The organism is Variovorax sp. EBFNA2, from assembly GCF_033802765.1.
Lineage (GTDB): Bacteria > Pseudomonadota > Gammaproteobacteria > Burkholderiales > Burkholderiaceae_C > Variovorax > Variovorax paradoxus_H.
This window is the reverse complement of record NZ_CP138496.1, coordinates 6,374,702-6,399,485: the sequence shown is the minus strand read 5'-3', so window position 1 is coordinate 6,399,485 and position 24,784 is coordinate 6,374,702. Positions and strand designations below refer to the sequence as shown.

The window sequence follows — 24,784 nt, the reverse complement described above, 5'->3', positions numbered from 1 at the left end:
CAACGAGCACGTCGATGGGGTGCCTTGCGCAGCGAAATTAAGGAGGAGCCCGAAGGGCGGGGGACATTCGCGGAGCAAAGGCTCCCCGTCGGCGGGATCGCCGCCCCGAACGGCCCGTTTGTTCACAGATATCACAGAAGCCTTCAGCCTGAAAGAGCGCTTGCCCCACAGATATCTACAAGATATGTACTTAATATATTTAAACTGCGACAGGCACCCCATGTAGTTGGCCCCTGTCGTTTTTCATTGTTCTTAACCCTAGGACGAAGCATGAAGTCACAAGCAGGCATGGTTTCCTCACTCAGTCTCGCGGGCCTTGTTGCCTTGGCCGTGGCAAGCCCCGCGCACGCGCAGGAGCAGGTGGTCAAGATCGGTCACAGCGGTCCGCTGTCGGGTCCCAACGCCTTCGCGGGCAAGGACAATGAAAACGGCATCCGCCTGGCCATCGAGGAGCTCAACGCGAAAAAACTCAGCGTCGGCGGCAAGACGCTGAAGTTCGAGCTGATTTCCGAAGACGACCAGTGCGACGCCAAGACCGGCGTCAGCGTGGCGCAGAAATTCGTCGACGACGGCGTCAAGTTCGTCATGGGCCCGTACTGCTCGGGCGTGGCCATTCCGGCTTCGCGCATCTACAGCGACGGCGGCACGCTGGTCTCCACCGTGGGCACCAACCCGAAGGTCACGCAGGGCGGCTACAAGAACCTGTACCGCATCATCGCGAGCGACAACCAGATCGGTGGCGCCATGGCCGTGTACGCGGCCAAGGAACTGAAGGTGAAGAAGGTCGGCGTGATCGACGACCGCACGGCCTTCGGCCAGGGCCTTGCCGAAGAGTTCACCAAAGAGGCCAAGAAGCAGGGCCTCACGATCGTGGGCCAGGAGTTCACCACCGACAAGGCCGTCGATTTCACCGCCATCCTGACCAACATGAAGGGCAAGGCGCCCGAGGCGATCTTCTTCGGCGGCTATGCGCCGCAGGCCGCGCCCATGGCACGCCAGATGAAGCAGCTGGCCGTGCCGGGCAAGCTGCTGGGCGGCGACACCGTGTGCAGCCCGGCCACCGGCAAGATCGGCGGCGACGCGGTGAACGACCTGGTGTTCTGCGCGCAGGGCGGCTCCATGCTCGAGAAGGCGCAGAGCGGCCCGGCCTTCAAGGAGAAGTTCAAGAAGCGCTTCAACATCGATCCCGATGCGTACGCCGCTTCGTACTACGACCAGGTGCTGTTCATCGGCGAGTCGATGAAGAAGGCCAACACCATCGACCCCGACAAGGTCGGCGCCGAGCTCTACAAGACCACCTACAAGGGCGTGGCCGCCACCTACGCCTACGACGACAAGGGCAACATGAAGCAGGCGCCCATCACCGTCTTCACGTTCAAGAACGCGGCCCCCGTGCCCATCGCCAGTTACTGAGCCCCACACGCATGCAACGCATCCAGATCATCGATTCGCACACGGGCGGCGAGCCCACGCGCCTTGTGATCGGCGGCTTTCCCGATCTGGGAAAGGGCTCCATGGCCGAGCGCCGCACGCTGCTGGCCGATCAGCACGACAAGTGGCGCGCAGCGGCCGTGCTCGAGCCGCGCGGCAGCGACGTCGTGGTCGGCGCGCTGTTGTGCGAGCCGGTGTCGCCCGATGCGGCGGCCGGCGTGGTCTTCTTCAACAACGCCGGGTATCTGGGCATGTGCGGCCACGGCACCATCGGGCTGGTCGCGAGCCTGGCGCACATGGGGCGCATCGGCGTGGGCGAGCACCGCATCGAGACGCCTGTCGGCACCGTCACGACCACGCTGCATGAAGACGGTTCGGTGAGCGTGCGCAACGTGCCGGCGTACCGGCACCTGCACCAAGTGGCGGTCGATCTGCCCGGCCACGGCAGCGTGCGCGGCGACGTGGCGTGGGGCGGCAACTGGTTCTTCCTCGTGAGCGAACACGGCCAGCGCGTGGCGAGCGACAACCTCGCGGCGCTGACCGACTACACGGCCGCCTTGCGCAAGGCGCTCGCGGCGCAGGGCATCACGGGCGCGAACGGCGCGGAGATCGACCACATCGAACTCTTTGCTGACGACGATGCCGGCGCCGACAGCCGCAACTTCGTGCTGTGCCCCGGCAACGCCTACGACCGCTCGCCCTGCGGCACCGGCACCAGCGCCAAGATCGCCTGCCTCGCGGCCGACGGCAAGCTCGGGCCCGGCGCGGTGTGGACGCAGGCCAGCGTGATCGGCAGCGTCTTCGAGGCGAGCTACGCGATGGACGGCGACCAGGTCATTCCCACGCTGCGCGGCCGCGCGCACATCAGCGCCGAGGCCACGCTGCTCATCGAAGACGAAGACCCCTTCGGCTGGGGCATCCGAACATGAGGCTCGCCCCCAGTCTTCGCGCACTTCGTGTCGCTTCGCCAACCCCCTACCGGGGGCAACACCTGCGGCCCGGCAAAGCCGGTTCCGCGGTGTTTCGCGAAGTGCGATAGGCCGTGGACGCGGACGTCATCGTCATCGGCGCCGGCATCGTCGGCGCGGCGTGTGCCCATGCGCTGGCGCAGGCCGGCCGTCGTGTGTGCGTGCTCGATGCGCGCCTCGGTGGTGCGACCGGCGCGGGCATGGGCCACCTCGTGGTGATGGACGACAACGCGGCCGAGCTCGAACTCAGCCGCCATTCGGTCGCGCAGTGGCGCGGCCTTGCACCGCGTCTGGGCGCCGACTGCGCCTACAGCCCCTGCGGCACGCTCTGGATCGCGGCGAACGACGAAGAAATGGCCGAGGCCGAACGCAAGCAGCAACGGCTGGGCGCGCTCGGCATCGAAAGCCGGCTGCTGAGCGCGGGCGAACTCGCGCGCGCCGAGCCCGCCCTGCGCGCCGGCCTGTCGGGCGCGCTCGAAGTGCCGGGCGACGGCATCCTCTATGCGCCGAATGCGGCGCGCTGGCTGCTCGCGCAGCATGCGGCGTCGGTGCACGTCGAACACGCGAAGGTCGAGGCCCTTGAAGACGACGGCACGCTGCGCCTGGCCGACGGTAGCCGCCGCCGTGCGCCGCAGGTCGTGCTCGCCAACGGCATCGAGGCGACGACGCTGTGCCCCGAATTGCCGATCCGCCCGAAGAAGGGCCACCTGCTCATCACCGACCGCTACCCGGGCACCGTGCACCACCAGCTCGTCGAGCTCGGCTACGTGACCAGCGCGCACCACAGCGATGGCGACTCGGTCGCCTTCAACGTGCAGCCGCGGCCCACGGGGCAGCTGCTGGTCGGCTCGTCGCGCCAGTTCGACACGACCGACCTGGCCGTCGAGGCGCCGATGCTCGCGCGCATGCTGCAGCGCACGCTCGACTACCTGCCGGGGCTCGCCGACCTGAACGCCGTGCGCGCGTGGACCGGCCTGCGCGCCGCCTCGCCCGACGGCCTGCCGCTGCTGGGCAAGCACCCGTGGCGCGAGAAGCTCTGGCTCGCGGTCGGCCACGAAGGGCTGGGCGTGACCACGGCGCCGGGCAGCGCGCATGTGCTCGCAGCGCTGATGACCGGTGCGACGCCCGATTTCGACGCCGCGCCATATGCGCCGCGCGGCCTGCGGGAGAGGGCATGAGCGATCAGACACAACTGCACATCGATGGCCAGCTCGTGCGCGTGAAAGCGGGCAGCTCGGTCGCCGCCGCGTTGCGCGTTGCGGGCGGCATGGGCGCGGCGCGCACCTCGGTCACGGGCCAGCCGCGTGCGCCGTTCTGCGGCATGGGCGTGTGCCAGGAATGCCGCGTGCAGATCGACGGGCGGCGCCGGCTCGCGTGCCAGACCGTGTGCGCCGACGGCATGCGCGTGGAGACGACGGCATGAGCGGCGTCACGCTCGAAACCTGCGATGTGCTGGTCGTCGGCGCGGGCCCTGCGGGCATGGCCGCGGCCGTGGCGGCGGCGCCCAGTGGTGCGTCGGTCGTGGTGATCGACGACAACCCCATGCCCGGCGGACAGATCTGGCGCGACGGCTCCGGCGCTTCGTTGCCGCCCGTGGCGCGCCAGTGGCGCGATGCACTCGCACGCCACGCGAACATCCGCGTGCGCAGCGGCACGCGTGTCGTCGCCGCGCCTGCTTCGCATGAATTGCTGCTCGAAGACGCCGAAGGCGCGACGCGCATGCAGTGGAAAAAGCTGATCCTGTGCACCGGCGCGCGCGAACTGCTGCTGCCCTTCCCCGGCTGGAAACTGCCCGGCGTGACAGGCGCGGGCGGGCTGCAGGCGCTGATCAAGGCGGGCTTGCCGGTCGAGGGCGAACGCATCGTCATCGCGGGCAGCGGGCCCTTGCTGCTGGCCGCTGCAGCCACGGCCAAAGCGGCCGGCGCGCAGGTGCTGCGCATCGCCGAGCAGGCCTCGTTCGCTTCGGTCGCGGCCTTCGGTGCCAACCTCGTGCGTTGGCCCGGCAAGGTCGTGCAGGCGCTCACGCTGGCCGATGGGCGCTACCGCACCGCGACGCGCGTGCTCTCGGCGCAAGGCACGACGCAGGTCGAATCGGTGCGGCTGCGCCACGGCAGTCGCGAGGTCGAACTGGCTTGCGATCGCATCGCCTGCGGTTTCGGGCTCACGCCGAACACGCAGCTGGGCCAGCTGCTCGGTTGCGCGCTCGCGGGCCAAGCCATCACAGTCGATGCGCTGCAGGCCACGAGCGTCGCAGGCATCTACGCGGCCGGCGAATGCACCGGCTTCGGCGGCAGCGAGCGCGCGCTGGTGCAGGGCACCATCGCCGGTCATGCGGCCGCCGGCGAGGCCGCGAAGGCCCGCACCCACGACCGCGAACGCGCCCGCTGGGACGCCTTCGCCGCCCAGCTGCACCGCCGCTTCGCACTGGCCGACGACCTCAAGGCCCTGCCCCGCCCCGACACGCTCGTGTGCCGCTGCGAGGACGTGCCCTTTGCTGCGCTCTCGGCCTGCACCGGCTGGACCGATGCCAAGCTGCACCGCCGCTGCGGCATGGGCGCCTGCCAGGGGCGCGTCTGCGGCGACGCGGCGCAGTTCCTGTTCGGCTGGACGCCGCCCGCGCCGCGCCCGCCGCTGGTGCCGGTCCGCATCGAGACACTGGCCGGGCTCGCAGCGCCCGGCGACGCCCGACAATGACGGCCCCGCATCTGTACACGCACGAGCACATCCACACTCCCACCATGGCCGCCCCGAAGACCGCTCTCCGACCCCCGCCCAAGCGCCGCGCGGCCGACCTGGCCTACGACGCCATCGAGGCGCTGCTGTCCACCATGCAGCTGGAGCCCGGCAGCCAGATCGTCGAGGCCGATCTGGCCGAGCGCACGGGCCTGGGTCGCACGCCGGTGCGCGAGGCGCTGATGCGCATGGTGTCGATCGGCCTCATCGTGCAGCAGCCGCGCCGCGGCCTGCTGGTGTCGACCATCGACCTGGCCGACCACCTCGACGTGATCCAGACCCGGCGCGTGCTCGAGCAGCTGATTGCGGCCTGCGCCGCGCGCCGCGCCACCGCGCCGCAGCGCCAGGCCATCGTGCGCTGCGCCGAGGCCATGGTCGAAGCGGCCGGCCGCGGCGACCTGACCGACTACATGCACGCCGACCGCGCGCTCGACCTCGTCACGCACCACGCGAGCCACAACGACTCGGCCGTGAAGGCGGTGGTGCCGCTCATCGTGCAGTGCCGGCGCTTCTGGTACGCCTACCAGCACGAGGGCGAGATCGTCGAGGGCGCCAACGCGCACCTCGAACTGGCGCAGGGCATCGCCACCGGCGACGAGGCCGCGGCCATCGCGGGGGCCGAGCGGCTCATGGACTACCTCGAAGTCTTCGCCCGGAAAATCATCGACAAGTAGGCCGAAGGGCCTCGCTCCCAGGCGCCCACACCGGGGAACTACGCGTGATCTGCCCGCGCCTTCGCCGCATACTGGCCCGATGGCCGCTGCACCCCGCGCTCGACCCGACGACTTCTTCACCCCCGACGAGTGGCAATCGCTCACCACGCGCTCGTCGTGGCGGGGCCTGTGGCTGGTGGCGCACTGCTGGGGCGTGATCGGCGCCGCGATGGCGGTGGGCATCGTGTGGCCGTGGACCATTCCGCTCATGGTGCCGATCGTCGGCACGCGCCAGCTGGGCCTGTTCATCCTCATGCACGACGCCGCGCACGCGGGGCTGCACCGCAACCGCAAGGTCAACGACTGGGTCGGCTACTGGCTGTGCTCGCCCACGCTGCGCGACTACCGGCCGTATCACCTGCAGCACCACCGCTTCGTGCAACAGACCGAAGACCCGGACCTGGTGCTGTCGGCGCCCTTTCCGATCTCGCGCGACTCGATGTGGCGCAAGGTCGTGCGCGACCTGAGCGGGCAGACCTTCTACAAGCAGCGCTTCGGCCACATCGCCGACGCCCTGCGCCAGCGTGCGCCGGGCGAATCGGCGCTGCGCGTGTTCGGGCGCGCGCTGGCAAAAGACAAGCGCTTCCTCATCGGCAACGGCCTGGGCCTGCTGGCCTTCACGCTCGCCGGGGTCTGGTGGGCCTGGGTGCTCATGTGGCTGCTGCCGATGGCGACCTGGCTGCCGCTCGTGAGCCGCGTGCGCAACATCGCCGAGCATGCGCTGGTGGCGCAGAACGAAGCCGATCCGCTGCGCCAGGCGCGCACCACGCATGCCGGCTGGCTCGAACGCATCTTCGTGGCGCCTTATTGGGTCAACTACCACTGCGAGCACCACATGTTCACCAACCTGCCCTGCTGGGCGCTGCCGAAGGCGCACCGCCTGCTGCAGCGCCAGGGCGCGACCGCGCGCATGGAAGTGCAGCCCGGCTACCTGCAGCTGCTGCGCCAGGCCGCGCCAGTGGCGTAAGACCTCAGCGGCTGGGTGCGGGCTGCACCGCCGGCACCGGCTGCGCACCGCGCTGCGCCTGCTGGCTCAGCCAGATGCTCGCGATCACGATGCCGATGCCCGCCATCTGCCAGCCCGACAGGCTCTGGCCCAGCAAGGCCCAGCCCAGGATCACCGCCGTCACCGGGCTCAGGAAGGCCAGCGGCGCGATCGCCGAGGACTCCAGCCGGGCCACGCCGCGGAACCACACGATGTAGGTGAGTGCGGCGCCGATCAGGCCGAGCCAGGCGAAGCCGACCCAGTTCATCGCCGTGAGCGCGGGCAGCGGCGGTTCCAGCCACAGTGCCACCGGCAGCAGCAGCAGGCCGCCCGCGGTCAGCTGCCAGGCCGTGAAGGTCAGCGCCGACACCGGCGGCTGCCAGCGCCGGCTCAGCACCGTGCCGAAGGCCATCGACACGGCCGCCGTGAGCGCGGCGGCGATGCCCAGCGCGTCGAGCGTGGCGTTCGGCGTGAGCACCAGCAGCGCCACCCCGCCCATGCCGATGACGGCCGCTGCCACCGACAGCGCGCGCACCGGCGCGCCCAGCAGCAGGCCGGCGAGGAACACCACGAACAGCGGCTGCACCGAGGTGATGGTGGCCGCCACGCCGCCCGGCAGCCGATAGGCGGCCAGGAACAGCATCGCCCACAGCACCGAGAAGTTCAGCGCGCCCAGCAGGAAGATGCGGCCCCACCACGCCCGGGGCGGCAGCTGGCGCACGAAGAGCATCAGCAGCAGGCCCGCCGGCAGCGCGCGCAGCAGCGCCACCGTCAGCGGGTAGTTCGCCGGCAGCAGCTCGGTGGTCACGATGTAGGTGCTGCCCCAGATCGCGGGCGCAATGGCGGTGAGCAGGACGTCGGTGGTGCGGGAGGTCATGGCCTGAATCTATTCAATTGACCCCTCGGGCGCTTCCCACCCCAGCAGCTCGGCCAGCCGCTGCACGATCCAGCCGGCCTCGGCGGGCGCCACGCCCGATTCGGGCGTGGCGAGCCCGGCGTGGATGCGCCGCAGGATCTCGCTTTCGACCGGCACCTCGGTGTGGTGCTGGATCTGCGCATGGCCTACGAGGTGGCCGGCGAGGTCTTCGCAGATCTCGTAGCGCGCGCGCACCACGTCGATCGGTTCGCGCAGGCGCTGGCGCGCGTCGCTGTAGACCGCGAAGAACGAGGGCGGGATGTAGATCTGGTTGTCGTCGGACATGGCGGCGGCAGGAATGGCGGGCCCCAATGACAAAACGCGCCCGGAGGCGCGTTCGTCGTGGCTCCGAAGAAAGAGCCGCGGGGGCTGGATCAGCCGCCCTTGGTCGGGCGCTTGCCCGGGTTCTTCTTGCTGCGCGTGGCGGTGCCGCGCTCGAGGCTGATCTTCTGGCCGCCACCGTTGCGCGGCACGGTGTAGCCGGGCATGGGCGTCGGCTTCGGGCTGGCAAGACGGTCGGCTTCGGTACGGATTTTCTTGGGCATGGAAAGCTCGGATAAAAAGGATGTTCGACCCCCGATTAGGCCACATCGGCAGATTTCATCTGCCAAGCGCCGAAACGGGAGCATGGGAGGGATGTCAGGTCGACTGCGCAGTCAGCAGGCGCACCCTGACGCTCTTGCCTTTCACGCGGCCGTTGTCCAGCTTGCGTGCGGCTTCTTCGGCAATGCTGCGGTCCACCGCAACATAGGTCGAGTACTCGTTGACGTTGATCTTGCCGACCTGCTCCTTGGCATAGCCGCAGTCGCCGGTCAGCGCGCCCAGCACGTCGCCGGCGCGGATCTTTTCCTTGCGTCCGCCGACGATCTGCAGCGTGGCCATCGGCGGCGTGAGCGGCGCGCCCGGGGCCGGCGTGAGCTCGGCCAGGTTGTGCCATTCGGATTCGCGGCCCTGCAGCTGCTCGATCTTTCCGACGAAGCCCATCTCGTTCATGCTGGCCAGGTTGAGCGCCAGGCCTTCCGAGCCGCCCTGCTGGCCCACGCGGCCGGTGCGGCCCACGCGGTGGATGTGGATTTCGGAGTCGGGCGTCACGTCGACGTTGATCACGGCTTCGAGGTGCGAGATGTCCAGGCCGCGCGCCGCCACGTCGGTGGCCACGAGCACCGAGCAGCTGCGGTTGGCGAACTGCACCAGCACCTGGTCGCGCTCGCGTTGTTCCAGCTCGCCGAACAGCGCCATCGCGCTGAAGCCCTGCCCTTGCAGCACCTCGACGAGGTCGCGGCACTGCTGCTTGGTGTTGCAGAAGGCCAGCGTGCTCACGGGACGGAAATGGTCGAGCAGCAGGCTCACGGTGTGCAGCCGCTCGCTGTCTTTGACCTGGTACCAGCGCTGGCGGATCTTGCTGCCCTCATGCTGGGCCTGCACCGTGATCTGCTCGGGATTCTTCATGAACTGCTGCGCGAGCTTGGCGATGCCTTCGGGGTACGTGGCCGAGAACAGCAGCGTCTGGCGTTCCTTGGGGCACTGGCGCGCCACCGTCACGATGTCGTCGAAGAAACCCATGTCGAGCATGCGGTCGGCCTCGTCGAGCACCAGCGTGTTCATCGCCGAGAGGTCGAGGTTGCCGCGCTCCAGGTGGTCCATGATGCGGCCCGGCGTGCCCACGACGATGTGCGCGCCGTGCTCCAGGCTGGCGATCTGCCCGCGCAGCGCGACGCCGCCGCAGAGCGTGACCACCTTGATGTTTTCTTCGGCGCGCGCCAGCCGGCGGATTTCGGTCGTGACCTGGTCGGCCAGCTCGCGCGTGGGGCACAGCACCATCGCCTGGATGGCGAAGCGGCGCGGGTTCAGGTTGGACAGCAGCGCCAGCGCAAAGGCGGCGGTCTTGCCGCTGCCGGTCTTGGCCTGCGCGATCAGGTCCTTGCCGAGCAAGGCCAGCGGCAGTGCGGCGGCCTGGATGGCCGTCATCTGCGTGTAGCCGAGCTGGGTGAGGTTGGCCAGCATCTGGGGCGACAGCGCCAGCGTGGCAAAGCCGTGGGGTTCGGCGGGGAGGCCGCCGGCTGGGGAGGTGGTGGAGTTCATCGTTCGGCAGCCGGAGACATACAGACAGGAAGACGCAAAAGGAAAAGTGACGCCCGGAAAAGACAAAGGCCTTGCAGGGCCCCCTCCGGGAGGGCGCTCTGCAAGGCCGGCCGGGCGTCGCTCAGCGACGGGGCGAGTTGTTGTTGGTTGGCGGGGGACCGCGACGTTCCAGGTGACGGAACGTGATGCGGCCCTTCGTCAGGTCGTAGGGCGAGAGCTCGAGCGACACCTTGTCGCCGGCCAGGATGCGGATGTGGTGCTTGCGCATCTTGCCGCCGCTGTAGGCGATCAGCTGGTGACCGTTGTCGAGCGTGACGCGGTAGCGCGAGTCGGGCAGGACTTCGGTCACTGCGCCGTTCATTTCGATCAGTTCTTCCTTGGGCATAAGTGATTACCTCTGAATCGTTCGATGTGTGTTGGAGATGAGATTGGGCGTAATTGTTTCAGGCCGCGCACGGAAGTGCGAGAGGGGCCTGCGGTGCGCGCTCGCGCACCCAGCCCAAGCCCTGTTCGATGGCGTAGCCGAGCGCCGCGGCGTGGCTGGCAAAGCGGGGCGTGAAGCGCATCACGCGGTCGTGCATGCCGCTGCCGTGGCCGGAGCGGATCGAGACGGAAGCGGCAAAGCCGCCGTCGTCCTGGTGTCGAATGAGCGGGGAAACAAGGTACTTGCCCACCGCGATACTGTGTTGAATGATGTCCATGAAGCCTTGGCGCCGCGCGCAAAGACAAAGCGCGAAGAGCCTGAAAAATAATTGAAAACGGGCGCGGACCGGCCGCAACGGCGCGGGGGATGCGCAATTCGCTTCAACAGGAACGAAGGCAGTGGTGGCAATCATGGGCGCCCGGTCTGGCGCTCCAACACACTGTGAAGCCGGCTTGAAAATGAAAGGCCTGAAGCATCCAAGGACAGTGCAGGTCAGCCGGCGGGAGTGACGAAATTCTTCGTCGTGGTATCGAAACGAACCCGACATTATAGCTTGCAGGGCATGACAGTTGCTTGTCTTAAAAACAACGTCTGCATGAAAAAGGCCCCGAAGGGCCGTCTGTCATGCAATGACAGCTATTAAAAATATAGCAACCCATTCGCTGCAAGCGCCCGGGTCGTGCCCGGCACGGCTCAGATCCCCAGCATCCGCCGGTTGGCCGCCACGTCTGCGCCGCCTGCCGCGAAGTCGTCGAAGGCGCGATCGGCCACGCGGATGATGTGGTCGCGAATGAAGGTGGCGCCCTCGCGCGCGCCGTCTTCCGGGTGCTTGATGCAGCACTCCCATTCGAGCACTGCCCAGCCCGGAAAGTCGTACTGCGCCATCTTCGAGAAGATGGCCTTGAAGTCGACCTGCCCGTCGCCCAGCGAGCGGAAGCGCCCCGCGCGGTTGATCCAGCTCTGGAAGCCGCCGTACACGCCCTGCTTGCCGGTCGGGTTGAACTCGGCGTCCTTCACGTGGAAGAGCTTGATGCGCTCGTGGTAGTGGTCGATGTAGGCCAGGTAGTCGAGCTGCTGCAGCACGAAATGGCTCGGGTCGTAGAGCAGGCAGGCGCGCGGATGGTTGTTCACGCGCTCCAGGAACATCTCGTAGCTCACGCCGTCGTGCAGGTCCTCGCCGGGATGAATTTCGTAGCCCACGTCGACGCCCACGGCATCGAAGGCATCGAGGATGGGGCGCCAGCGGCGCGCCAGTTCGTCGAAGGCTTCCTCGATGAGGCCGGCCGGGCGTGGCGGCCATGAATAAAGATACGGCCAGGCCAGCGCGCCCGAGAAGGTCGCGTGCGCCGTGAGCCCGAGGTTCGCCGAGGCCTTGGCCGCATGGTGCAGCTGCTGCACCGCCCACTGCTGGCGCGCGACGGGGTTGCCGCGCACCTCGGGCGCCGCAAAGCCGTCGAAGCCCGCGTCGTAGGCCGGGTGCACCGCGACCAACTGGCCCTGCAGGTGCGTCGAGAGCTCGGTGATCTCCAGTCCGTGGCCCGCAAGCCTGCCCTTGATCTCGTCGCAGTAGGTCTTGCTCTCGGCGGCGCGCTTCAGGTCGATGAGGCGCGTGTCCCAGCTCGGGATCTGCACGCCCTTGTAGCCGAGGCCCGCGGCCCAGCCGGCGATGGCGTCGAGCGAGTGGAACGGGGCCGTGTCGCCCGCGAACTGGGCCAGGAAAATGCCCGGCCCCTTGATCGTCTTCATGCGTGTCTCCTGATGCGCCGCACAGCATACTTCGGGGGTTCGGCTGACACACGACCGAAGTTCGATGGGCGCACAATGAACTTTGTCCACAGGGAACCCATCGAGATGTCTCAGCCTGTCGCCGCCCGGCTCAAGATCGGCTTGTCCGCCTGCTTCTCGCACGCCGACCCGGCCCGCTCGCTCTTCACGAACAAGACACTGCAGTACGTCGAACAGTCGATCGCACACTGGCTCATGTCGGCCGGCGCGATGGTGGTGATGGTGCCCTGCCCCACGGGCGAAACGGCGCGCGGCGACACCAAGCTCTCGCACTACGCCGAGTGGCTCGACGGCGTGGTGATGCACGGCGGCGCCGATGTCTGGCCCGGCAGCTACGGCGAGGAGCCCCTGAAAGACGCGTGGATCGGCGACCAGATCCGCGACCTGTACGACCTCGCGCTGGTCGAAGCCTTCGAGCAGGCCGGCAAGCCGATCTTCGGCGTGTGCCGCGGCCTGCAGCTGATCAACGTGGCCTTCGGCGGCTCGCTCTACCAGGACATCGAGGCGCAGCACGGCCATCCCGAGACGGTGCGCCACCGCGACCCGGTGACCTACGACCAGAACTTCCACCAGATCGAGATCGTCGAAGGCACGCGCCTGTCGAAGCTGTTTCCCGACGTGCGCACGGCGCGCGTCAACAGCATCCACCACCAGGGCATCAAGGGCCTCGCGCCGGGCTTCGAGGTCGAGGCCTGGAGCCTGCCCGACCGCGTGCCCGAGGCGATCCGCCGCCGGCCTGAAAAGGGGCGCGGCTACATCGCGGCGACGCAGTGGCACCCGGAGTTCCACAAGTACGGCAGCACCGAGACGGTGGACGACACGCCGATCCTGCACGACTTCCTGTGGGCCTGCGCCACCGCCCGCGTGGCGCCGCGCACGAGCATGCGCGAGATGCAGGGGCGGATTCGCAACCGGGCGTCGCGGTTGCTGCGGCAGGCGTTGCTGCGGCGCTGATGACGTCGGCGCGCTAGGTCCAGCTCACGAAGGTGGCGGCCGGAATGCTCGTTCGCCAGAACGCCTCTTCGCGAACGGGTGCTCCCCAGGCTTCCAGATAGTCGAGCACCAGGTCCCGCGTCAGGCGATCCTTCAGCAGCCTCGAGGCGTAGCGCGCCGTCTGCTCGAACCCGAGCGGGTTGCCTTCCTGAAAGAAATCCCAGTGATCGTCTTTCATCACGCGCACCATGCGCCTCAGCTTGCCCTCTGCATGGACCTCGAACGAGTTGATCTGGTCCGCCACCTGTTCATCGGTGCTCCGCACCTCGACAACGTTGAACAGGAACCGGGCACAGTACGAGCGAAAGAAGTAGTCGCTCGATGCAGCATGCGGCATGAACGCCGTGAGTTGCGGCGCAGCCTCCGGTTGCCAAAGCAGCATGGTGGAGTTTTCTCCGCTGTACGACTGGGAGGGAAACAGGAAGGGCGTGGCGGCTACTTTCACTCTCATAGGGGGATAGCCGTCGAAGGCTCGTGCCACTTCGCTCAAGGGTGCGCGAACGACGACGAGGTCGAAGTACGGTCGGCCCAAAGGATCGAAATTCGCCGCAATGGTCATATGGGGCGATTTTCGACGCTTGGAAACGGGCGAGCGTGAACTCCGCTCATTCTTCTTCGTCTCAATGCCAGGCCGCGCGCACCAGCGCGGCGGGGTCGCTGGTGCCGGCGCTGATGCCGGTCACCGGGCCCCAGTCGGGATCGAAGCGGCTCGACACGAAGGCCGCCGAAGCGAGCGGGCTCGCATGCTGCAGCATCAGCCCGGCCTGTGCCGCGCGCACCAGCCGCTGCGTGAAGCGGCGCGCCTGGCGTTCCAGGTCTTGCGGCGCCAGCTGCACCATCTGGCGCAGGGCCTGCACCTCGGTCTGCAGGCGCGTTTCGCCGGCGGTCACTTCCTGCAGGTGGTCGAGCACGAGGTGCGCGTCGTCGGGGTTGCGCGACACGGCACGCAGCACGTCCAGGCACATCACGTTGCCCGAGCCCTCCCAGATCGAGTTGACGGGCGCCTCGCGGAACAGGCGGCCCATCGGGCCGTCTTCCACGTAGCCGTTGCCGCCGAACACTTCCATCGCCTCGCCCGTGAGCGCGACCGCGCGCTTGCAGTTCCAGAACTTGGCGGCGGGCGTGAGCAGACGGCGCCACGCAGTGTCCAGCGGTGCGGGCGAGCCGAAGCGCGACGCGAGTTCCATCGCCAGCAGCGTGGCGCTCTCGGTTTCGAGCGCCATGTCGGCCAGCAGCTCGGTCATCACGGGCTGGTCGACCAGCGCCTTGCCGAAGGCAAAGCGGTTGCGCGTGTAGTGCAGCGCCTGCGCGAAGCCCTGGCGCATGAAGCCGGCGCTGGCGAGTGCGCAGTCCAGGCGCGTCACGGTCGCCATCTCGATGATGGTCGGGATGCCGCGGCCCTCGTCGCCCACGAGGACGCCCCAGGCTTCCTTGAACTCGACCTCGCTGCTGGAGTTGGAGCGGTTGCCGACCTTGTCCTTCAGGCGCTGGATGTGGATCGCGTTCTTGCTGCCGTCGGGCCGCCAGCGCGGCACGAAGAAGCACGACGAGCCGTGCTCGTCGGTCTTGGCCAGCACCAGGTGGCCGTCGCACATCGGCGCCGAGAAGAACCACTTGTGGCCGGTGATGAGGAACTCGCTGCCCCACGGGCCCTGGCCGGCCGGCACGGCGCGCGTGGTGTTGCTGCGCACGTCGCTGCCGCCCTGCTTCTCGGTCATGCCCATGCCGACGGTCATCGAGGTCTTGCCCTCGAGCGGGATGTCGCGCGCATCGTGTTCATTTGACGCGAGCTTGGTGCTCAGGTCGGCGTACAGCGCGGCGTTGCGGCGCATCACGGGGATGCAGGCCTTGGTCATGGTGGTCGGGCAGGTCGAGCCCGACTCGATCTGGCTGTGCATGTACAGCGAGGCGCCGTAGCCCACCCAGGCCGAGGGCCGCTCGTCGAAGAATGGCAGGTTGGCGATGCCGTTGCGCCGCGCGATCGACATCAGGGTGTGCCACGCGGGGTGGAACTGCACGCTGTCGATGCGCGTGCCGGTGCGCGAGTGCGTGTGCAGTTCGGGCTCGTGGCGGTTGGCGTCCTCGGCGGCGCGCAGCGTGGCCTCGGCGCCGTACTCGGCGCCTTGGCGCACCAGCTCGTCGTCGCGCCAGGCGGCGCCACCGCGCGCCACCGCGCCGCGCAGCGCGGGGTCGCTGGTGTAGACGTTGTAGTCCTTGAGCTCGGGGACCTGGTTGTCGGGGTGGATGCCGGTGGTGGTCATGGCGTGGTCTCCGTGAAGCGATGAAAGAGGGGCGTGTTCAGGCGGTGGCGGCGCGTTCGCGCACCACCAGCGTCTGGGTCGCGAGGCCGAGGAGGCCGCGCGTGTCGTACAGGTGGGACACGGTGAGGCCCGCGCCGCCGGCGTGCATCTCGGTGCTGGCGCGCAGGCCGATCCACTCGCCCTCGGGCACGCGGAACAGGTTCAGGCTCAGGTCGGCGTTCGAGAACAGGAAGTCGGTGGGCGGCAGCACCCAGCTCAGGCCGTTGCCGAAGTCGGCCGCCGCCGCCGCGCGCATCGCGGGCGACGTGGCCACGCCGCGCACCAGCGGCACTGCGAGCCGGAACCACGCAGCGCCCGCGCCGGGCTGCGAGATGTCGCCCTGCGCAAGGCGCGATTCGACGGCGGTCTGGTGGAACGAGATCCCGTCGGGCAGGCCGGGAATGCGCAGGTGCTCGGTGCAGTCTTCGGGCCGCGGGCGCAGTTCGCGCGGCGTATCGCCCGCGGGCAGGTTCGTCGGCAGCGTCACCGGCGACGTCTTCAGCAGCAGCGCATGCGCGCGGGCCACCACCGTGTCGCCCGCGAGCAGGTCGATGCCCACGCGCACCGTGGCGCGCGCGGCCTGCGACTGCGTGCGCGTGACCAGCGGCGCCACCGGCACCGGCTTCACCAGCTCGAGCGTGAGCCGGGCCAGCTGCCAGCCGGGGCCGGGCGCCGCGCCTTCGGCGATGTGTGCGAGCAAGGCGGCGGGTGCGCCGCCGTGCTGCGCGCGCGGGTCCCAGGGGCCGCGCGAGAGGGCGTCGGGCTGCCACGCGTCGCCCTCGCCGGTGTAGACGGCGGGGGGCGTTGTCTCGGGGGCACGGTCGTGCGAGGTCATTGCAGAATGCCTTTCGATGGGATCAAAAATTCTAGGAACAACCCGCCCGCCAGGTGTTCGGGTTCGGCGGCCATGACCGGCGCCCGTGCACCCGCCGCCGCCCCGAGGAGGAAGCCGCGCCAGTCCCGCGCGCGCCACACCTCGCAGGCCTTGCAGGAAGCCTTTGTTCGGCTTTTGGTCGAGAAAGGCTATGCCGCCATCACGATCCGCGAGATCGTGGCCGTCGCGGGCACGGGCCTGGGCAGCTTCTACGAATACTTCGAGAACAAGGAAGATCTGGCGCGCGTGTGCCTGCACCTGCGCTCCAAGGCGCTGCTGCTGGACATGCGTGCGGTCGTGGCCGCGAACGAAGGCCGTCCGTGGCGCGAGATCGTCGATGGGGTGATCGATGCGCAGCTCGATGCGCACCGCGCGCAGCCCGTGGCCTGGGGCGCGCACTACCTGCTGGAGCGGCACCTTTCCAGCCCCGAGGCCTACCGCAAGATGTACGACCGCTTCGTGGCCGAATGGGTGGGCGTGCTCGACGCGGCGGGTGATGTGCGGGCCGACGGCCCGAAGAAGAAAGAAGCGGCGCGCGTGTGCCAGACCATCATCTACGGGCTGGTGGCGCACACCCACCTCGGCACGGGCGGGCGGCCCGACCTGCAGGCGCTGTCACGCCAGTTGCGTGATGCGCTGCGAGGCTACCTGGCGACGGTCGCCTGATGCGGGGTCGCTCAGCGCGACGACTTGTTCGTCGTGCCGCTGACGCCGGCGTCGATGGTGCCGAACACCGTCACGCCGCTGCCCGATGACGACGTGGAGGAAGAAGACGGCGACGGCGCGGTGCCGGCGCAGCCTGAAATCAACAGGCCGGTCGCAAGGACGGCGAGGGCGGCAAGGATCGACTTCACGGCAGGACTCCAGAGAAAAAGGACGTCCCACTATAGGCCGGGGGCTCCGGCCGCCCTGTAACAAAGACACCAGCCGCCGCAGGGGTTGCGGCGTGGTGGCGTTCAGCTCGTTGCGATGCGCGGGTCGGTCGACAGCAGCATCTCGACCATCAATCGCAGGTCGGCCTGCAGCCGCGCCGCGCCGGCTTCGTCGAGCGCCAGCGTGGCCTCGTCCATGTAGAGCTTGCGGTTGATCTCGACCTGGATGCTGTGCCGGTTCGCCGCCGGGTTGCCGTGCCGGCGCACCAGCTCCACGCCCTTGTACGGGTGGTTGTAGTCCACGCTGTAGCCGCGCGCGCGCAGGTGCGCGCACAGCCGCTGCGACAGCGCCGGGTCGGCCGTGCTGCCGTCGCGGTCGCCGATCACGAAGTCGGCGTGCGCCAGCCCCGGGAAGTCGGTGGCGTGGCTGCCCGCAATGGCCGGCATCGAGTGGCAGTTGATGTGGACGCTGTAGCCGTGCCGCGCATGCGCGTCGTCGATGGCCTGCGCCACCGCCGCGTGGTACGGGCGCCAGCACTGGTCGATGCGCTGGCGCACCTCGGCCACCGTGAGCGGCCGGTCGTAGATCGGCAGGCCCTCGTCGGTGAGCTTCCAGATCAGGCCCTTGCCCAGGCGCACTTTCGACAGCACGCGCGGGTCGGTCGACACCGGCTCGGTCCACGGGCCGTCGAGCATCGTGGTGTCGACCTCGGTCATGTCGCGGTTGGCGTCGAGATAACTGCGCGGAAAGTGCGCCTCGACCCAGGCGGCGCCCATGGCGCTCGCGAAGGCATAGAGCTTCTCGACGTGGGTGTCCTCGGCCCGGCGCAGCGTGGCGAGGTCGCACACGGGCCGGAAGTCCTCGGGGTAGACGGTGCCGCTGTGCGGCGAGTCCAGCACCAGCGGGGTGTGCCCGGCGACGCTCGTCACCTGGGCGCGGGTTTGAATCAGTTTCAGAACTGGATGCATAGGCAGGGTCGGTCAGTCCAGTCGGATGCGCGCGAAGGCGGCCACCTTCTTCATCTTCTCGATCTCGCTCGCGATCTGCTTCGTGAACTCCGCCGGCGTGGTGCCCGAGGCGTACAGCCCCTGCAGCGCGAGGCGCTCGCGCACCGCGGGGTCCTTCAGCGCGGTGGCCACGGCCTGCTGCATGCGCAGCACCAGCTCGGGCGGCGTGCCGGCGGGCGCGATCATGCCGAACCACGACGGGTCGTTGCTGGCCGCCTGGCCCAGTTCGCCGTAGGTCGGCACGTCGGGCAGCACGTCGAGGCGGCCGCTCCAGGACACGGCCAGCGCCTTCAGCTTGCCGGCCTTCACGTGCGGCAGCGACGAGGCCACCTGGTCGAAGTACACCGGCACCTGGCCCGCGAGCACGTCGTTGATGGCCGGGCCCGCACCGCGGTAGGGGATGTGCACCATCGAGGTTCCGGTGCTGCTCTTGAACAGTTCGCCCCACATGTGGCCGATGGTGCCGTTGCCCGGCGAGGCGTACGACACCTTGCCGGGGTTGGCCTTCAGGTACTTCACGAGTTCCGCGAAGCTGCCGACCGGCAGCACGGCCGGGTTGATGACGATCACGCCCGGCGCCTTCACCAGCTCGGTCACGGCCGTGAAGCCCTTGATCGGGTCGTAGGGCAGCTTCTGGTACACGGCCGGGTTCACGCCGTGCGTGGAGAGCGTGGCCACGCCGAAGGTCAGGCCGTCGGGCGCGGCGCGCGCCAGCTCGGCCATGCCGATCGAGCCGCCCGCGCCGGCGCGGTTGTCGATTACCACGGGCTGCTGGAGGATCTTGGCCAGGGGCTCGGAGAGCACGCGGGCCGTGATGTCGGTGGCGCCACCGGGCGGGAAAGGCACGACCAGGCGGATCGGCTTGCCTTGGGCAAAGGATATTCCTGGGGCGAAAGAAGCGGCGGCCAGGATGGAGAGGAGATGACGACGTTGCATGAGGGTTCTTCCAATGGAACGATGAGTGAATGTGCAAAGCTGCAGCTCACCTGAAGCAAAGGATATACCCGATATCATTCCAATCTGGAATGACTTGATGGGCTCCCCCATGCCGCTGCGACGCCTCAACCCGCCCCTGAACCTGCTGCGCGCCTTCTCCACCGTGGTGCGCTTCGGCGGCGTGTCGCGCGCGGCCGAGGCGCTGCACCTCACGCAGGGCGCGGTCAGCAAGCAGGTGCAGGAGCTCGAACGCTGGATCGGCGCGCCGCTGTTCGAGCGCAGCCGCAAGCGCCTGGCGCTCACGCCGGCCGGCGAGCGCTACGAAAAGGCCGTGCGCGCCCTGCTGGCGCAGCTGGAAGCGGCCACGCTGGAGCTCATCACCAGTGGCGACGGTGGCGGTGCGCTGCACCTGTCGACGCTGCCCACCTTCGGCGCCAAGTGGCTGATTCCGCGCCTGCCCGATTTTCAGCAGCGGCACCCGCAGATCACGCTGCATTTCGTGTCCTTCGTGCACGGCTACGACTTCGAGCGGCCCGAGCTCGACTGCGCCATTTTGTTCGGTGACGGGCACTGGCCCGGCGCGCGCTCGCATTACCTCGCGGGGCAGGACGTGGCGCTCATCGCCCCGCGCGCCGCGCAGGCCGAAGCCCCCATCCGCACGCCGCAGGACGTGGCGCGCTGCACCCTGCTGCGCCACGTGAGCGTGCCGCAGTCGTGGTTGCACTGGAGCGAGGCGCACGGCGTGCGCGGGCTCGACCCGCTGGCCGGGCTGCAGTTCGACCAGTTCCAGACCATGATCCGCGCCGTTATGGCGGGCATGGGCGTGGCGCTGGTGCCGCGCTGCCTGGTGCAGGACGAAATCACGTCGGGGCTGGTGGAAGAGCCGCTGCCCAACGGCGGCTACCGGGGCAGCGAGGGCTACTGGTTCTGCTACCCCGAGGGGCGCGGCCAGCTGGCCACGCTGGATCATTTCCGCAACTGGCTGCTGGCCGAGGTCGACCGCAGCGGGGAAGCGATGGCGCAGCCGCTGGCCGTGCCGGCCGCGCCGGCCTGAGCAGTTACTCGGGCTTGGCGCCCGACGCCTTCACCGCCGCACCCCAGAGCCCGATCTCGCTCGCCACGAAGCGGTCGAACTCGGCGCCGGTCGTCGGTGCCGGCTCGGAGCCCCGGTCGCGGATGAAGCGCGCCATCTGCTCGCTCTTCAGGATGTCGGTCACTTCGTGGTTCAGCCGCGCCACGATGTCGGGCGGCGTGCCGCGCGGTGCCATCAGGCCGAGCCAGCCCACGGCTTCGAAGTCCTTCGTGCCGGCCACGCCGGTCTCGCGCACCGCAGGCACGTCGGGCAGTTGCGACGAGCGCGTGGCCGACGTCACCGCCAGCGGCACCGCCTTGCCCGACTTGATGTGCGGCAGCGCGGCCGTCACCGAGTCGACCATCAGCGGCACCTGGTTGCCCAGGAAATCCGCCTGCGCCGGCCCGCTGCCGCGGTACGGAATGTGCGTGATGAACACATGCGCCGCCGACTTGTACATCTCGCCCGACAGGTGCTGCGTGCCGCCGATGCCGGCGCTCGCGTAGCTCAGCTTGCCGGGCTCGGCCTTGGCGCGCGCCGTGAGGTCGGCCAGCGTGCGGATGCCGCTTTCGGGCGTGGCCAGGAACACCAGCGGCACCTTCGCGATCAGCGAGATGCCGACGAGGTCGCGGCGCGGGTCGAAGCCCGGCTTGGCGTAGAGCGTCTGGTTCACCGCCATCGCGCTGCCGGCCACCACGAGCGTGTAGCCGTCGGGCGGCGCGCGCACCACGAACTCGGTGCCGATGTTGCTGCCCGCGCCCGCCTTGTTGTCGACGATGACGGGCTGGCCCAGCCGCTTGCCGAGCTGTTCGGCGAGCGCGCGGGCAAAGATGTCGGTGGCCTGTCCGGGTGGGAAAGGCACGACCAGCTTGACGGGCTTGTCAGGCCACGCGGCGGCCTGGGCCAGGCCCGCGCCGCCCAGCAGCATCGCTGCACACAGGGCGGTGGCGAGGTGTCTGCGTTGCATGCGTCGTCAGGCCGCGTCGGGCGCCGAGAGGTGCTTGCCCACGATGCCCGCGAGTTCGAACATCGTCACCTGGTCCTTGCCGAACACGGGTTTCAGCTTGGCGTCGGCATTGATCGCGCGCTTGTTGGTCGCGTCCTGCAGGCCGTTGGCCTTGATGTAGTCCCACAGCTTCTTGATGACCTCGGTGCGCGCCACCGGTTCAGCGCCGATCACCGCCGCCAGCGAGTCGCTGGGCTTGAGGCCTGCGCCCGGCTTGCGCGGCTTGGCCGCCTTCTTCTCGGCCGGTGCCTTCTTGGCAGCAGGCGTCTTCTTCGCCGCGACCTTCTTGGCCGCCGCGGTTTTCGCCGCCGGCTTGCCGAAGGTCTTGCGCGGCGGGAACTTGCTGCCGCCTTCGCGCGGTGCGAATTCGAAGGTCACCTTGCCTTCCTCGGCATTCCAGGTCAGGAAGGCCTTGAAGGCGCGGCGCGTGCGCATCGACACGAACTTGTCGAGCAGGTCGGTCTTGCCGGTGGCGAGCAGCTTTTCCATCTGGTCGCGCTCCACCGGTTGCTGCAGGATGATCTTGCCGGTCTTGAAGGTGCAGCTCGGGGTCGGCTGCTCGTTCGTGGGCACCGATTTTTCGCAGACGTAGTTGCTGCCGTGATCGAACACCGGCGCGCCGCACACCGGGCACGGGCCCACGGTGTCCTGCGCGCTGAAGTCGACGATCTCGCCGCTCTCGGCGTTCTTGTCGTCGCCGAAGTCGAACTCCAGCTTCCAGTTCTTCGCTTCTTCCTCGTCGTACTTGAGGATGATCTCGGCCGTGAAGGGCCAGCCCGCCTTGGAGCGGAAGCCGTCGAGCGGGCCGATGTGCTTGTCGCGCACCAACGCCTCGGCCTCGACCACCTCGAAGGTGCGCCCGGCCGGCGACTTGCCGAACGAGAAGCCGCAAGCGTCTTCGCCCGTGCCGCTCTTGCCGGTGCAGCCGTAGCGGCGGTAGTTTTCCTTCACCACGCCGCCGCAGTTCGGGCAGGGCGTGGCGAGCGTGGCGTAGTCGCCGGGCACGGTGTCGCGGTCGTACTCCTTGGCCTTCTTGACGATGTGCTCCGTCATTTCGGCGATCTCGCGCATGAAGGCGTCGCGGCTCAGGGCGCCCTTCTCCATCTGCGCGAGCTTGTACTCCCATTCACCCGTGAGCTCGGCCTTGGAGAGTTCTTCCACGCCCAGGCCGCGCAGCAGCGTCATGAGCTGGAAGGCCTTGGCGGTCGGGATGAGTTCGCGGCCTTCGCGCAGCATGTACTTCTCGGCGATCAGCCCTTCGATGGTGGCCGCGCGCGTGGCTGGCGTGCCCAGGCCCTTCTCCTGCATGGCCTCGCGCAGCTCGTCGTCGTCGATGGTCTTGCCGGCGCCTTCCATGGCGCCCAGCAGCGTGGCTTCCGAATAGCGTGCGGGCGGGCGCGTCTTCAGGCCCTTGAGGTCGGCCGACTCGGTGTTCACGATTTCGCCCGGCTTCACCGGCACGAGGCGCTTGCCGTCCTTGTCGTCTTCCTTTTCGTCGTCTTGGGCTTCCTTGCCGTAGATGGCGAGCCAGCCCGGCTTCACCAGCACCTTGCCGTCGGTACGGAAGGGGTACTTCTTGCCGCCCTGCTCCACCGTGCTGATGCGCGTGGTCACCTGGTGCTCGGCGCTCGGGAAGAACACCGACAGGAAGCGGCGCACCACGAAGTCGTACAGCTTCTGCTCGGCTTCGCTCAGGCCGCTCGGGGCCTGCAGCGTCGGGATGATGGCGAAGTGATCCGACACCTTGGCGTTGTCGAAGATGCGCTTGTTGGGCTTGACGTAGTTGCCGTCGACCGCCTGCTGCGCGAACGGCGCCAAGTGCTTCATGCCGCTGTTGGCGAGCATTTCCATGGTCTGCTTGACCACTGGCAGATAGTCTTCGGGCAGCGCGCGCGAATCGGTACGCGGGTAGGTCAGCGCCTTGTGGCGTTCGTACAGGCTCTGGGCCAGGGCGAGCGTGGTCTTGGCGCTGAAGCCGAAGCGGCCGTTGGCCTCGCGCTGCAGCGAGGTCAGGTCGAACAGCGCGGGCGAGGCCTGCGTGGTGGGCTTGCTCTCTTCGGTGACCGTGGCGGGCTTGCCGCGCGAGGCGTCGGCGATGGCGCGGGCTTCCTGCTCGGACCACACGCGGTCGGCGCGCTGCTCGGCATCGGGCTCGCCGTTGGCCAGCAGCGGCGCGTTGGCTTTCTTCCAGTCGGGGTTGAACCACTTGCCCGGGTACTGGCCGGCCTCGGCCGCGAAGCTGCCGTGCACTTCCCAGTAGTTGCGCGAGACGAACTTGCGGATCTGCTCTTCGCGCTCCACCACCACCGACAGCGTCGGCGTCTGCACGCGGCCCACGGTCGTGAGGAAGAAGCCGCCGTCGCGCGAATTGAACGCGGTCATGGCGCGCGTGCCGTTGATGCCCACCAGCCAGTCGGCTTCGGAGCGCGAGCGCGCGGCGTCGGCCAGGCCCTGCATCTGCTTCTCGGAGCGCAGCGCGTCGAAGCCGTCGCGAATGGCCTGCGGCGTCATCGACTGCAGCCACAGCCGCTTCACCGGCTTGCCCAGCGGGCTCTTGCCGCCGGCGTACTGCTCGATCAGGCGGAAGATCAGTTCGCCCTCGCGGCCCGCGTCGCAGGCGTTGATGAGCTGCGTCACGTCCTTGCGCTTGGCCTGCTTGACCACGGCGTTCAGGCGCGTCTTCGTCTTGTCGACCGGCTTGAGGTCGAAGTGGGGCGGAATCACCGGCAGGTTGGCGAAGCTCCACTTGCCGCGCTTCACGTCGAATTCTTCCGGCGCCTGGATTTCGACCAGGTGGCCCACGGCACTGGTCACGACGTAGGTGTCGTTCTCGAAATGCTCGTCATGTTTGTCGAATTTGCCGGCCACCGGCGTGAGGGCCCGGACGATGTCCTGGGCCACCGACGGCTTTTCTGCGATTACCAAAGTTTTTGTCATCTGAGGGCTCTCTATACTCTGCGGCTTCCCGCGTGCACACGCGCGCACACGCATGTGTGCATATTCAACCTAACAGACTTCGGCGATGCCTTCCAAATCCCCACGCTCCAGCGGTCGTCGCATCCAGACGCGCCGCTCCACCGTCCACGGCAACGGCGTGTTCGCCGTGCAGGACCTGGCGGAAGGCGAAACGCTGATCGAATACAAGGGCCAGGTCATCAGCTGGAAGGAGGCGCTGCGCCGCCATCCGCACGACCCTGCGCAGCCCAACCACACCTTCTACTTCCACATCGACGACGGTCGTGTGATCGACGGCAATGTCGAAGGCAACGCCGCGCGCTGGATCAATCACTCGTGCGAGCCGAACTGCGAGGCCGACGAAGTCGATGGGCGCGTTTATATCAAGGCCCTGAGAAACATCGCCGCCGGTGAGGAACTCAACTACGACTACGGCCTGGTCATCGATGAGCCGTACACCGAGAAGTTGTTGTCCGAGTTCCCGTGCTGGTGCGGCTCCGAGCAGTGCCGCGGCACGCTGCTGACGCCGAAGGACGAGGACGAAGAAAAAGACAAGAAGAAAAAGAAGAAGGCCAAGAAAAAAGCCGAAAAAAAGAAGGCCGAGGCCAAGGAAGCGAAGAAGGCTGAAAAGAAAGCCGAGAAGAAAAAAGCGGACAAGAAGGCCGACAAGAAAAAGGCCGACGGCAAGAAGAAGTCCAGCGACGACGCCCCGTCCGCCGCCGGAGACTGAC

General features: G+C 68.4%; 26 protein-coding genes. 11 read left to right on the top strand and 15 right to left on the bottom strand.

Going from position 1 to position 24,784, the window contains the following annotated elements; genetic code table 11:
* The first annotated feature begins 270 nt into the window (after nucleotides 1-270).
* The 7 genes from RZE79_RS30115 to RZE79_RS30085 all read left to right on the top strand — a co-directional run bounded on the left by RZE79_RS30115 (nucleotide 271) and on the right by RZE79_RS30085 (nucleotide 6,812).
* Entirely contained in the window at nucleotides 271-1,413 is a 1,143-nt protein-coding gene (locus RZE79_RS30115; RefSeq protein WP_101490757.1) for a branched-chain amino acid ABC transporter substrate-binding protein, read from the top strand.
* A gap of 11 nt (nucleotides 1,414-1,424) precedes the next feature.
* On the top strand, nucleotides 1,425-2,360 hold the full coding sequence (locus RZE79_RS30110; protein ID WP_319358146.1) for a 4-hydroxyproline epimerase: 936 nt from the start codon (nucleotides 1,425-1,427) through the stop codon (nucleotides 2,358-2,360).
* A 113-nt stretch (nucleotides 2,361-2,473) separates the two neighbouring features.
* Complete coding sequence (locus tag RZE79_RS30105) at nucleotides 2,474-3,577, top strand: FAD-dependent oxidoreductase (protein WP_319358144.1); 1,104 nt, start codon at nucleotides 2,474-2,476, stop codon at nucleotides 3,575-3,577.
* The gene (locus RZE79_RS30100) at nucleotides 3,574-3,822 is read left to right on the top strand and encodes a (2Fe-2S)-binding protein (protein ID WP_319358142.1); all 249 of its coding nucleotides are present in this window, start codon (nucleotides 3,574-3,576) and stop codon (nucleotides 3,820-3,822) included. The genes RZE79_RS30105 and RZE79_RS30100 overlap by 4 nt, the downstream gene beginning before the upstream one ends.
* Nucleotides 3,819-5,093, top strand: a complete 1,275-nt coding sequence (locus RZE79_RS30095; RefSeq protein WP_319358141.1) for an FAD/NAD(P)-binding oxidoreductase — start codon at nucleotides 3,819-3,821, stop codon at nucleotides 5,091-5,093. The genes RZE79_RS30100 and RZE79_RS30095 overlap by 4 nt, the downstream gene beginning before the upstream one ends.
* 44 nt (nucleotides 5,094-5,137) lie before the next feature.
* Nucleotides 5,138-5,806, top strand: a complete 669-nt coding sequence (locus RZE79_RS30090; protein ID WP_319358139.1) for a GntR family transcriptional regulator — start codon at nucleotides 5,138-5,140, stop codon at nucleotides 5,804-5,806.
* Between the two features lie 79 nt (nucleotides 5,807-5,885).
* The gene (locus RZE79_RS30085; RefSeq protein WP_319358137.1) at nucleotides 5,886-6,812 is read left to right on the top strand and encodes a fatty acid desaturase family protein; all 927 of its coding nucleotides are present in this window, start codon (nucleotides 5,886-5,888) and stop codon (nucleotides 6,810-6,812) included.
* A 4-nt stretch (nucleotides 6,813-6,816) separates the two neighbouring features.
* Here RZE79_RS30085 and RZE79_RS30080 read toward each other — a convergent pair whose 3' ends face one another.
* The 7 genes from RZE79_RS30080 to RZE79_RS30050 all read right to left on the bottom strand — a co-directional run bounded on the left by RZE79_RS30080 (nucleotide 6,817) and on the right by RZE79_RS30050 (nucleotide 11,998).
* Complete coding sequence (locus RZE79_RS30080) at nucleotides 6,817-7,707, bottom strand: EamA family transporter (protein ID WP_319358135.1); 891 nt, start codon at nucleotides 7,705-7,707, stop codon at nucleotides 6,817-6,819.
* Nucleotides 7,708-7,716: 9 nt separating this feature from the next.
* The gene (locus RZE79_RS30075) at nucleotides 7,717-8,031 is read right to left on the bottom strand and encodes a hypothetical protein (RefSeq protein ID WP_153281452.1); all 315 of its coding nucleotides are present in this window, start codon (nucleotides 8,029-8,031) and stop codon (nucleotides 7,717-7,719) included.
* An 89-nt stretch (nucleotides 8,032-8,120) separates the two neighbouring features.
* On the bottom strand, nucleotides 8,121-8,291 hold the full coding sequence (locus RZE79_RS30070; RefSeq protein ID WP_194274047.1) for a hypothetical protein: 171 nt from the start codon (nucleotides 8,289-8,291) through the stop codon (nucleotides 8,121-8,123).
* Between the two features lie 94 nt (nucleotides 8,292-8,385).
* On the bottom strand, nucleotides 8,386-9,828 hold the full coding sequence (gene dbpA, locus RZE79_RS30065) for an ATP-dependent RNA helicase DbpA (protein ID WP_319358131.1): 1,443 nt from the start codon (nucleotides 9,826-9,828) through the stop codon (nucleotides 8,386-8,388).
* A gap of 121 nt (nucleotides 9,829-9,949) precedes the next feature.
* Nucleotides 9,950-10,213 (bottom strand): translation initiation factor IF-1, encoded by a 264-nt coding sequence (gene infA, locus RZE79_RS30060; protein WP_056575080.1) that lies wholly within the window; start codon nucleotides 10,211-10,213, stop codon nucleotides 9,950-9,952.
* Between the two features lie 58 nt (nucleotides 10,214-10,271).
* Nucleotides 10,272-10,529 (bottom strand): hypothetical protein, encoded by a 258-nt coding sequence (locus RZE79_RS30055; RefSeq protein ID WP_319361340.1) that lies wholly within the window; start codon nucleotides 10,527-10,529, stop codon nucleotides 10,272-10,274.
* A 416-nt stretch (nucleotides 10,530-10,945) separates the two neighbouring features.
* Entirely contained in the window at nucleotides 10,946-11,998 is a 1,053-nt protein-coding gene (locus RZE79_RS30050; protein ID WP_319358128.1) for a sugar phosphate isomerase/epimerase, read from the bottom strand.
* Nucleotides 11,999-12,103: 105 nt separating this feature from the next.
* Between RZE79_RS30050 and RZE79_RS30045 the strand changes: the two genes are divergently transcribed.
* Nucleotides 12,104-12,991 (top strand): type 1 glutamine amidotransferase, encoded by an 888-nt coding sequence (locus RZE79_RS30045; RefSeq protein ID WP_319358126.1) that lies wholly within the window; start codon nucleotides 12,104-12,106, stop codon nucleotides 12,989-12,991.
* Nucleotides 12,992-13,004: 13 nt separating this feature from the next.
* Here the strand turns inward: RZE79_RS30045 and RZE79_RS30040 are convergent, their stop codons facing one another.
* The 3 genes from RZE79_RS30040 to RZE79_RS30030 all read right to left on the bottom strand — a co-directional run bounded on the left by RZE79_RS30040 (nucleotide 13,005) and on the right by RZE79_RS30030 (nucleotide 16,165).
* Nucleotides 13,005-13,589, bottom strand: coding sequence for a hypothetical protein (locus tag RZE79_RS30040; protein WP_319358124.1), 585 nt, complete (start codon nucleotides 13,587-13,589; stop codon nucleotides 13,005-13,007).
* A gap of 61 nt (nucleotides 13,590-13,650) precedes the next feature.
* Nucleotides 13,651-15,291, bottom strand: a complete 1,641-nt coding sequence (locus RZE79_RS30035; RefSeq protein WP_319358122.1) for an acyl-CoA dehydrogenase family protein — start codon at nucleotides 15,289-15,291, stop codon at nucleotides 13,651-13,653.
* A gap of 37 nt (nucleotides 15,292-15,328) precedes the next feature.
* A complete protein-coding gene (locus RZE79_RS30030) occupies nucleotides 15,329-16,165 on the bottom strand; it encodes a thioesterase family protein (RefSeq protein ID WP_319358120.1) in 837 nt (278 codons plus the stop codon).
* A gap of 72 nt (nucleotides 16,166-16,237) precedes the next feature.
* On the opposite strand from RZE79_RS30030, the gene RZE79_RS30025 reads away from it, so the two are divergent.
* Complete coding sequence (locus RZE79_RS30025) at nucleotides 16,238-16,870, top strand: TetR/AcrR family transcriptional regulator (RefSeq protein WP_319358118.1); 633 nt, start codon at nucleotides 16,238-16,240, stop codon at nucleotides 16,868-16,870.
* Between the two features lie 11 nt (nucleotides 16,871-16,881).
* Here RZE79_RS30025 and RZE79_RS30020 read toward each other — a convergent pair whose 3' ends face one another.
* From RZE79_RS30020 to RZE79_RS30010, 3 genes are all read right to left on the bottom strand, one after another.
* Nucleotides 16,882-17,058, bottom strand: coding sequence for a hypothetical protein (locus RZE79_RS30020; protein ID WP_180838947.1), 177 nt, complete (start codon nucleotides 17,056-17,058; stop codon nucleotides 16,882-16,884).
* A gap of 102 nt (nucleotides 17,059-17,160) precedes the next feature.
* Nucleotides 17,161-18,045: an N-formylglutamate amidohydrolase gene (locus RZE79_RS30015; protein ID WP_319358115.1), complete on the bottom strand. Its 885-nt coding sequence runs from the start codon at nucleotides 18,043-18,045 to the stop codon at nucleotides 17,161-17,163.
* A gap of 12 nt (nucleotides 18,046-18,057) precedes the next feature.
* A complete protein-coding gene (locus RZE79_RS30010) occupies nucleotides 18,058-19,020 on the bottom strand; it encodes a tripartite tricarboxylate transporter substrate binding protein BugE (RefSeq protein WP_101490778.1) in 963 nt (320 codons plus the stop codon).
* Nucleotides 19,021-19,129: 109 nt separating this feature from the next.
* Here RZE79_RS30010 and RZE79_RS30005 point away from each other — a divergent pair, with 109 nt between their 5' ends.
* Nucleotides 19,130-20,074 carry a LysR substrate-binding domain-containing protein gene (locus tag RZE79_RS30005; protein ID WP_319361338.1) on the top strand — a complete coding sequence of 315 codons (945 nt, stop codon included), beginning with the start codon at nucleotides 19,130-19,132 and terminating at the stop codon, nucleotides 20,072-20,074.
* A 4-nt stretch (nucleotides 20,075-20,078) separates the two neighbouring features.
* Here RZE79_RS30005 and RZE79_RS30000 read toward each other — a convergent pair whose 3' ends face one another.
* Nucleotides 20,079-21,059 (bottom strand): tripartite tricarboxylate transporter substrate binding protein, encoded by a 981-nt coding sequence (locus RZE79_RS30000; RefSeq protein ID WP_319358112.1) that lies wholly within the window; start codon nucleotides 21,057-21,059, stop codon nucleotides 20,079-20,081.
* 6 nt (nucleotides 21,060-21,065) lie between these two features.
* Nucleotides 21,066-24,035, bottom strand: a complete 2,970-nt coding sequence (locus RZE79_RS29995; RefSeq protein WP_319358110.1) for a DNA topoisomerase III — start codon at nucleotides 24,033-24,035, stop codon at nucleotides 21,066-21,068.
* Nucleotides 24,036-24,120: 85 nt separating this feature from the next.
* Here RZE79_RS29995 and RZE79_RS29990 point away from each other — a divergent pair, with 85 nt between their 5' ends.
* Nucleotides 24,121-24,783, top strand: a complete 663-nt coding sequence (locus tag RZE79_RS29990) for an SET domain-containing protein-lysine N-methyltransferase (RefSeq protein ID WP_319358107.1) — start codon at nucleotides 24,121-24,123, stop codon at nucleotides 24,781-24,783.
* Nucleotide 24,784: the final 1 nt, after the last annotated feature.

Excerpts from the sequence above, each read along its gene's own strand:
- RZE79_RS30115 (WP_101490757.1), top strand. The coding sequence starts at position 271 with ATGAAGTCACAAGCAGGCATGGTTTCCTCACTCAGTCTCGCGGGCCTT.
- RZE79_RS30110 (WP_319358146.1), top strand. The coding sequence starts at position 1,425 with ATGCAACGCATCCAGATCATCGATTCGCACACGGGCGGCGAGCCCACG.
- RZE79_RS30100 (WP_319358142.1), top strand. The coding sequence starts at position 3,574 with ATGAGCGATCAGACACAACTGCACATCGATGGCCAGCTCGTGCGCGTG.
- RZE79_RS30095 (WP_319358141.1), top strand. The coding sequence starts at position 3,819 with ATGAGCGGCGTCACGCTCGAAACCTGCGATGTGCTGGTCGTCGGCGCG.
- RZE79_RS30090 (WP_319358139.1), top strand. The coding sequence starts at position 5,138 with ATGGCCGCCCCGAAGACCGCTCTCCGACCCCCGCCCAAGCGCCGCGCG.
- RZE79_RS30085 (WP_319358137.1), top strand. The coding sequence starts at position 5,886 with ATGGCCGCTGCACCCCGCGCTCGACCCGACGACTTCTTCACCCCCGAC.
- RZE79_RS30080 (WP_319358135.1), bottom strand. The coding sequence starts at position 7,707 with ATGACCTCCCGCACCACCGACGTCCTGCTCACCGCCATTGCGCCCGCG.
- RZE79_RS30075 (WP_153281452.1), bottom strand. The coding sequence starts at position 8,031 with ATGTCCGACGACAACCAGATCTACATCCCGCCCTCGTTCTTCGCGGTC.
- RZE79_RS30070 (WP_194274047.1), bottom strand. The coding sequence starts at position 8,291 with ATGCCCAAGAAAATCCGTACCGAAGCCGACCGTCTTGCCAGCCCGAAG.
- dbpA (WP_319358131.1), bottom strand. The coding sequence starts at position 9,828 with ATGAACTCCACCACCTCCCCAGCCGGCGGCCTCCCCGCCGAACCCCAC.
- infA (WP_056575080.1), bottom strand. The coding sequence starts at position 10,213 with ATGCCCAAGGAAGAACTGATCGAAATGAACGGCGCAGTGACCGAAGTC.
- RZE79_RS30055 (WP_319361340.1), bottom strand. The coding sequence starts at position 10,529 with ATGGACATCATTCAACACAGTATCGCGGTGGGCAAGTACCTTGTTTCC.
- RZE79_RS30050 (WP_319358128.1), bottom strand. The coding sequence starts at position 11,998 with ATGAAGACGATCAAGGGGCCGGGCATTTTCCTGGCCCAGTTCGCGGGC.
- RZE79_RS30045 (WP_319358126.1), top strand. The coding sequence starts at position 12,104 with ATGTCTCAGCCTGTCGCCGCCCGGCTCAAGATCGGCTTGTCCGCCTGC.
- RZE79_RS30040 (WP_319358124.1), bottom strand. The coding sequence starts at position 13,589 with ATGACCATTGCGGCGAATTTCGATCCTTTGGGCCGACCGTACTTCGAC.
- RZE79_RS30035 (WP_319358122.1), bottom strand. The coding sequence starts at position 15,291 with ATGACCACCACCGGCATCCACCCCGACAACCAGGTCCCCGAGCTCAAG.
- RZE79_RS30030 (WP_319358120.1), bottom strand. The coding sequence starts at position 16,165 with ATGACCTCGCACGACCGTGCCCCCGAGACAACGCCCCCCGCCGTCTAC.
- RZE79_RS30025 (WP_319358118.1), top strand. The coding sequence starts at position 16,238 with ATGACCGGCGCCCGTGCACCCGCCGCCGCCCCGAGGAGGAAGCCGCGC.
- RZE79_RS30015 (WP_319358115.1), bottom strand. The coding sequence starts at position 18,045 with ATGCATCCAGTTCTGAAACTGATTCAAACCCGCGCCCAGGTGACGAGC.
- RZE79_RS30010 (WP_101490778.1), bottom strand. The coding sequence starts at position 19,020 with ATGCAACGTCGTCATCTCCTCTCCATCCTGGCCGCCGCTTCTTTCGCC.
- RZE79_RS30005 (WP_319361338.1), top strand. The coding sequence starts at position 19,130 with ATGCCGCTGCGACGCCTCAACCCGCCCCTGAACCTGCTGCGCGCCTTC.
- RZE79_RS30000 (WP_319358112.1), bottom strand. The coding sequence starts at position 21,059 with ATGCAACGCAGACACCTCGCCACCGCCCTGTGTGCAGCGATGCTGCTG.
- RZE79_RS29995 (WP_319358110.1), bottom strand. The coding sequence starts at position 24,035 with ATGACAAAAACTTTGGTAATCGCAGAAAAGCCGTCGGTGGCCCAGGAC.
- RZE79_RS29990 (WP_319358107.1), top strand. The coding sequence starts at position 24,121 with ATGCCTTCCAAATCCCCACGCTCCAGCGGTCGTCGCATCCAGACGCGC.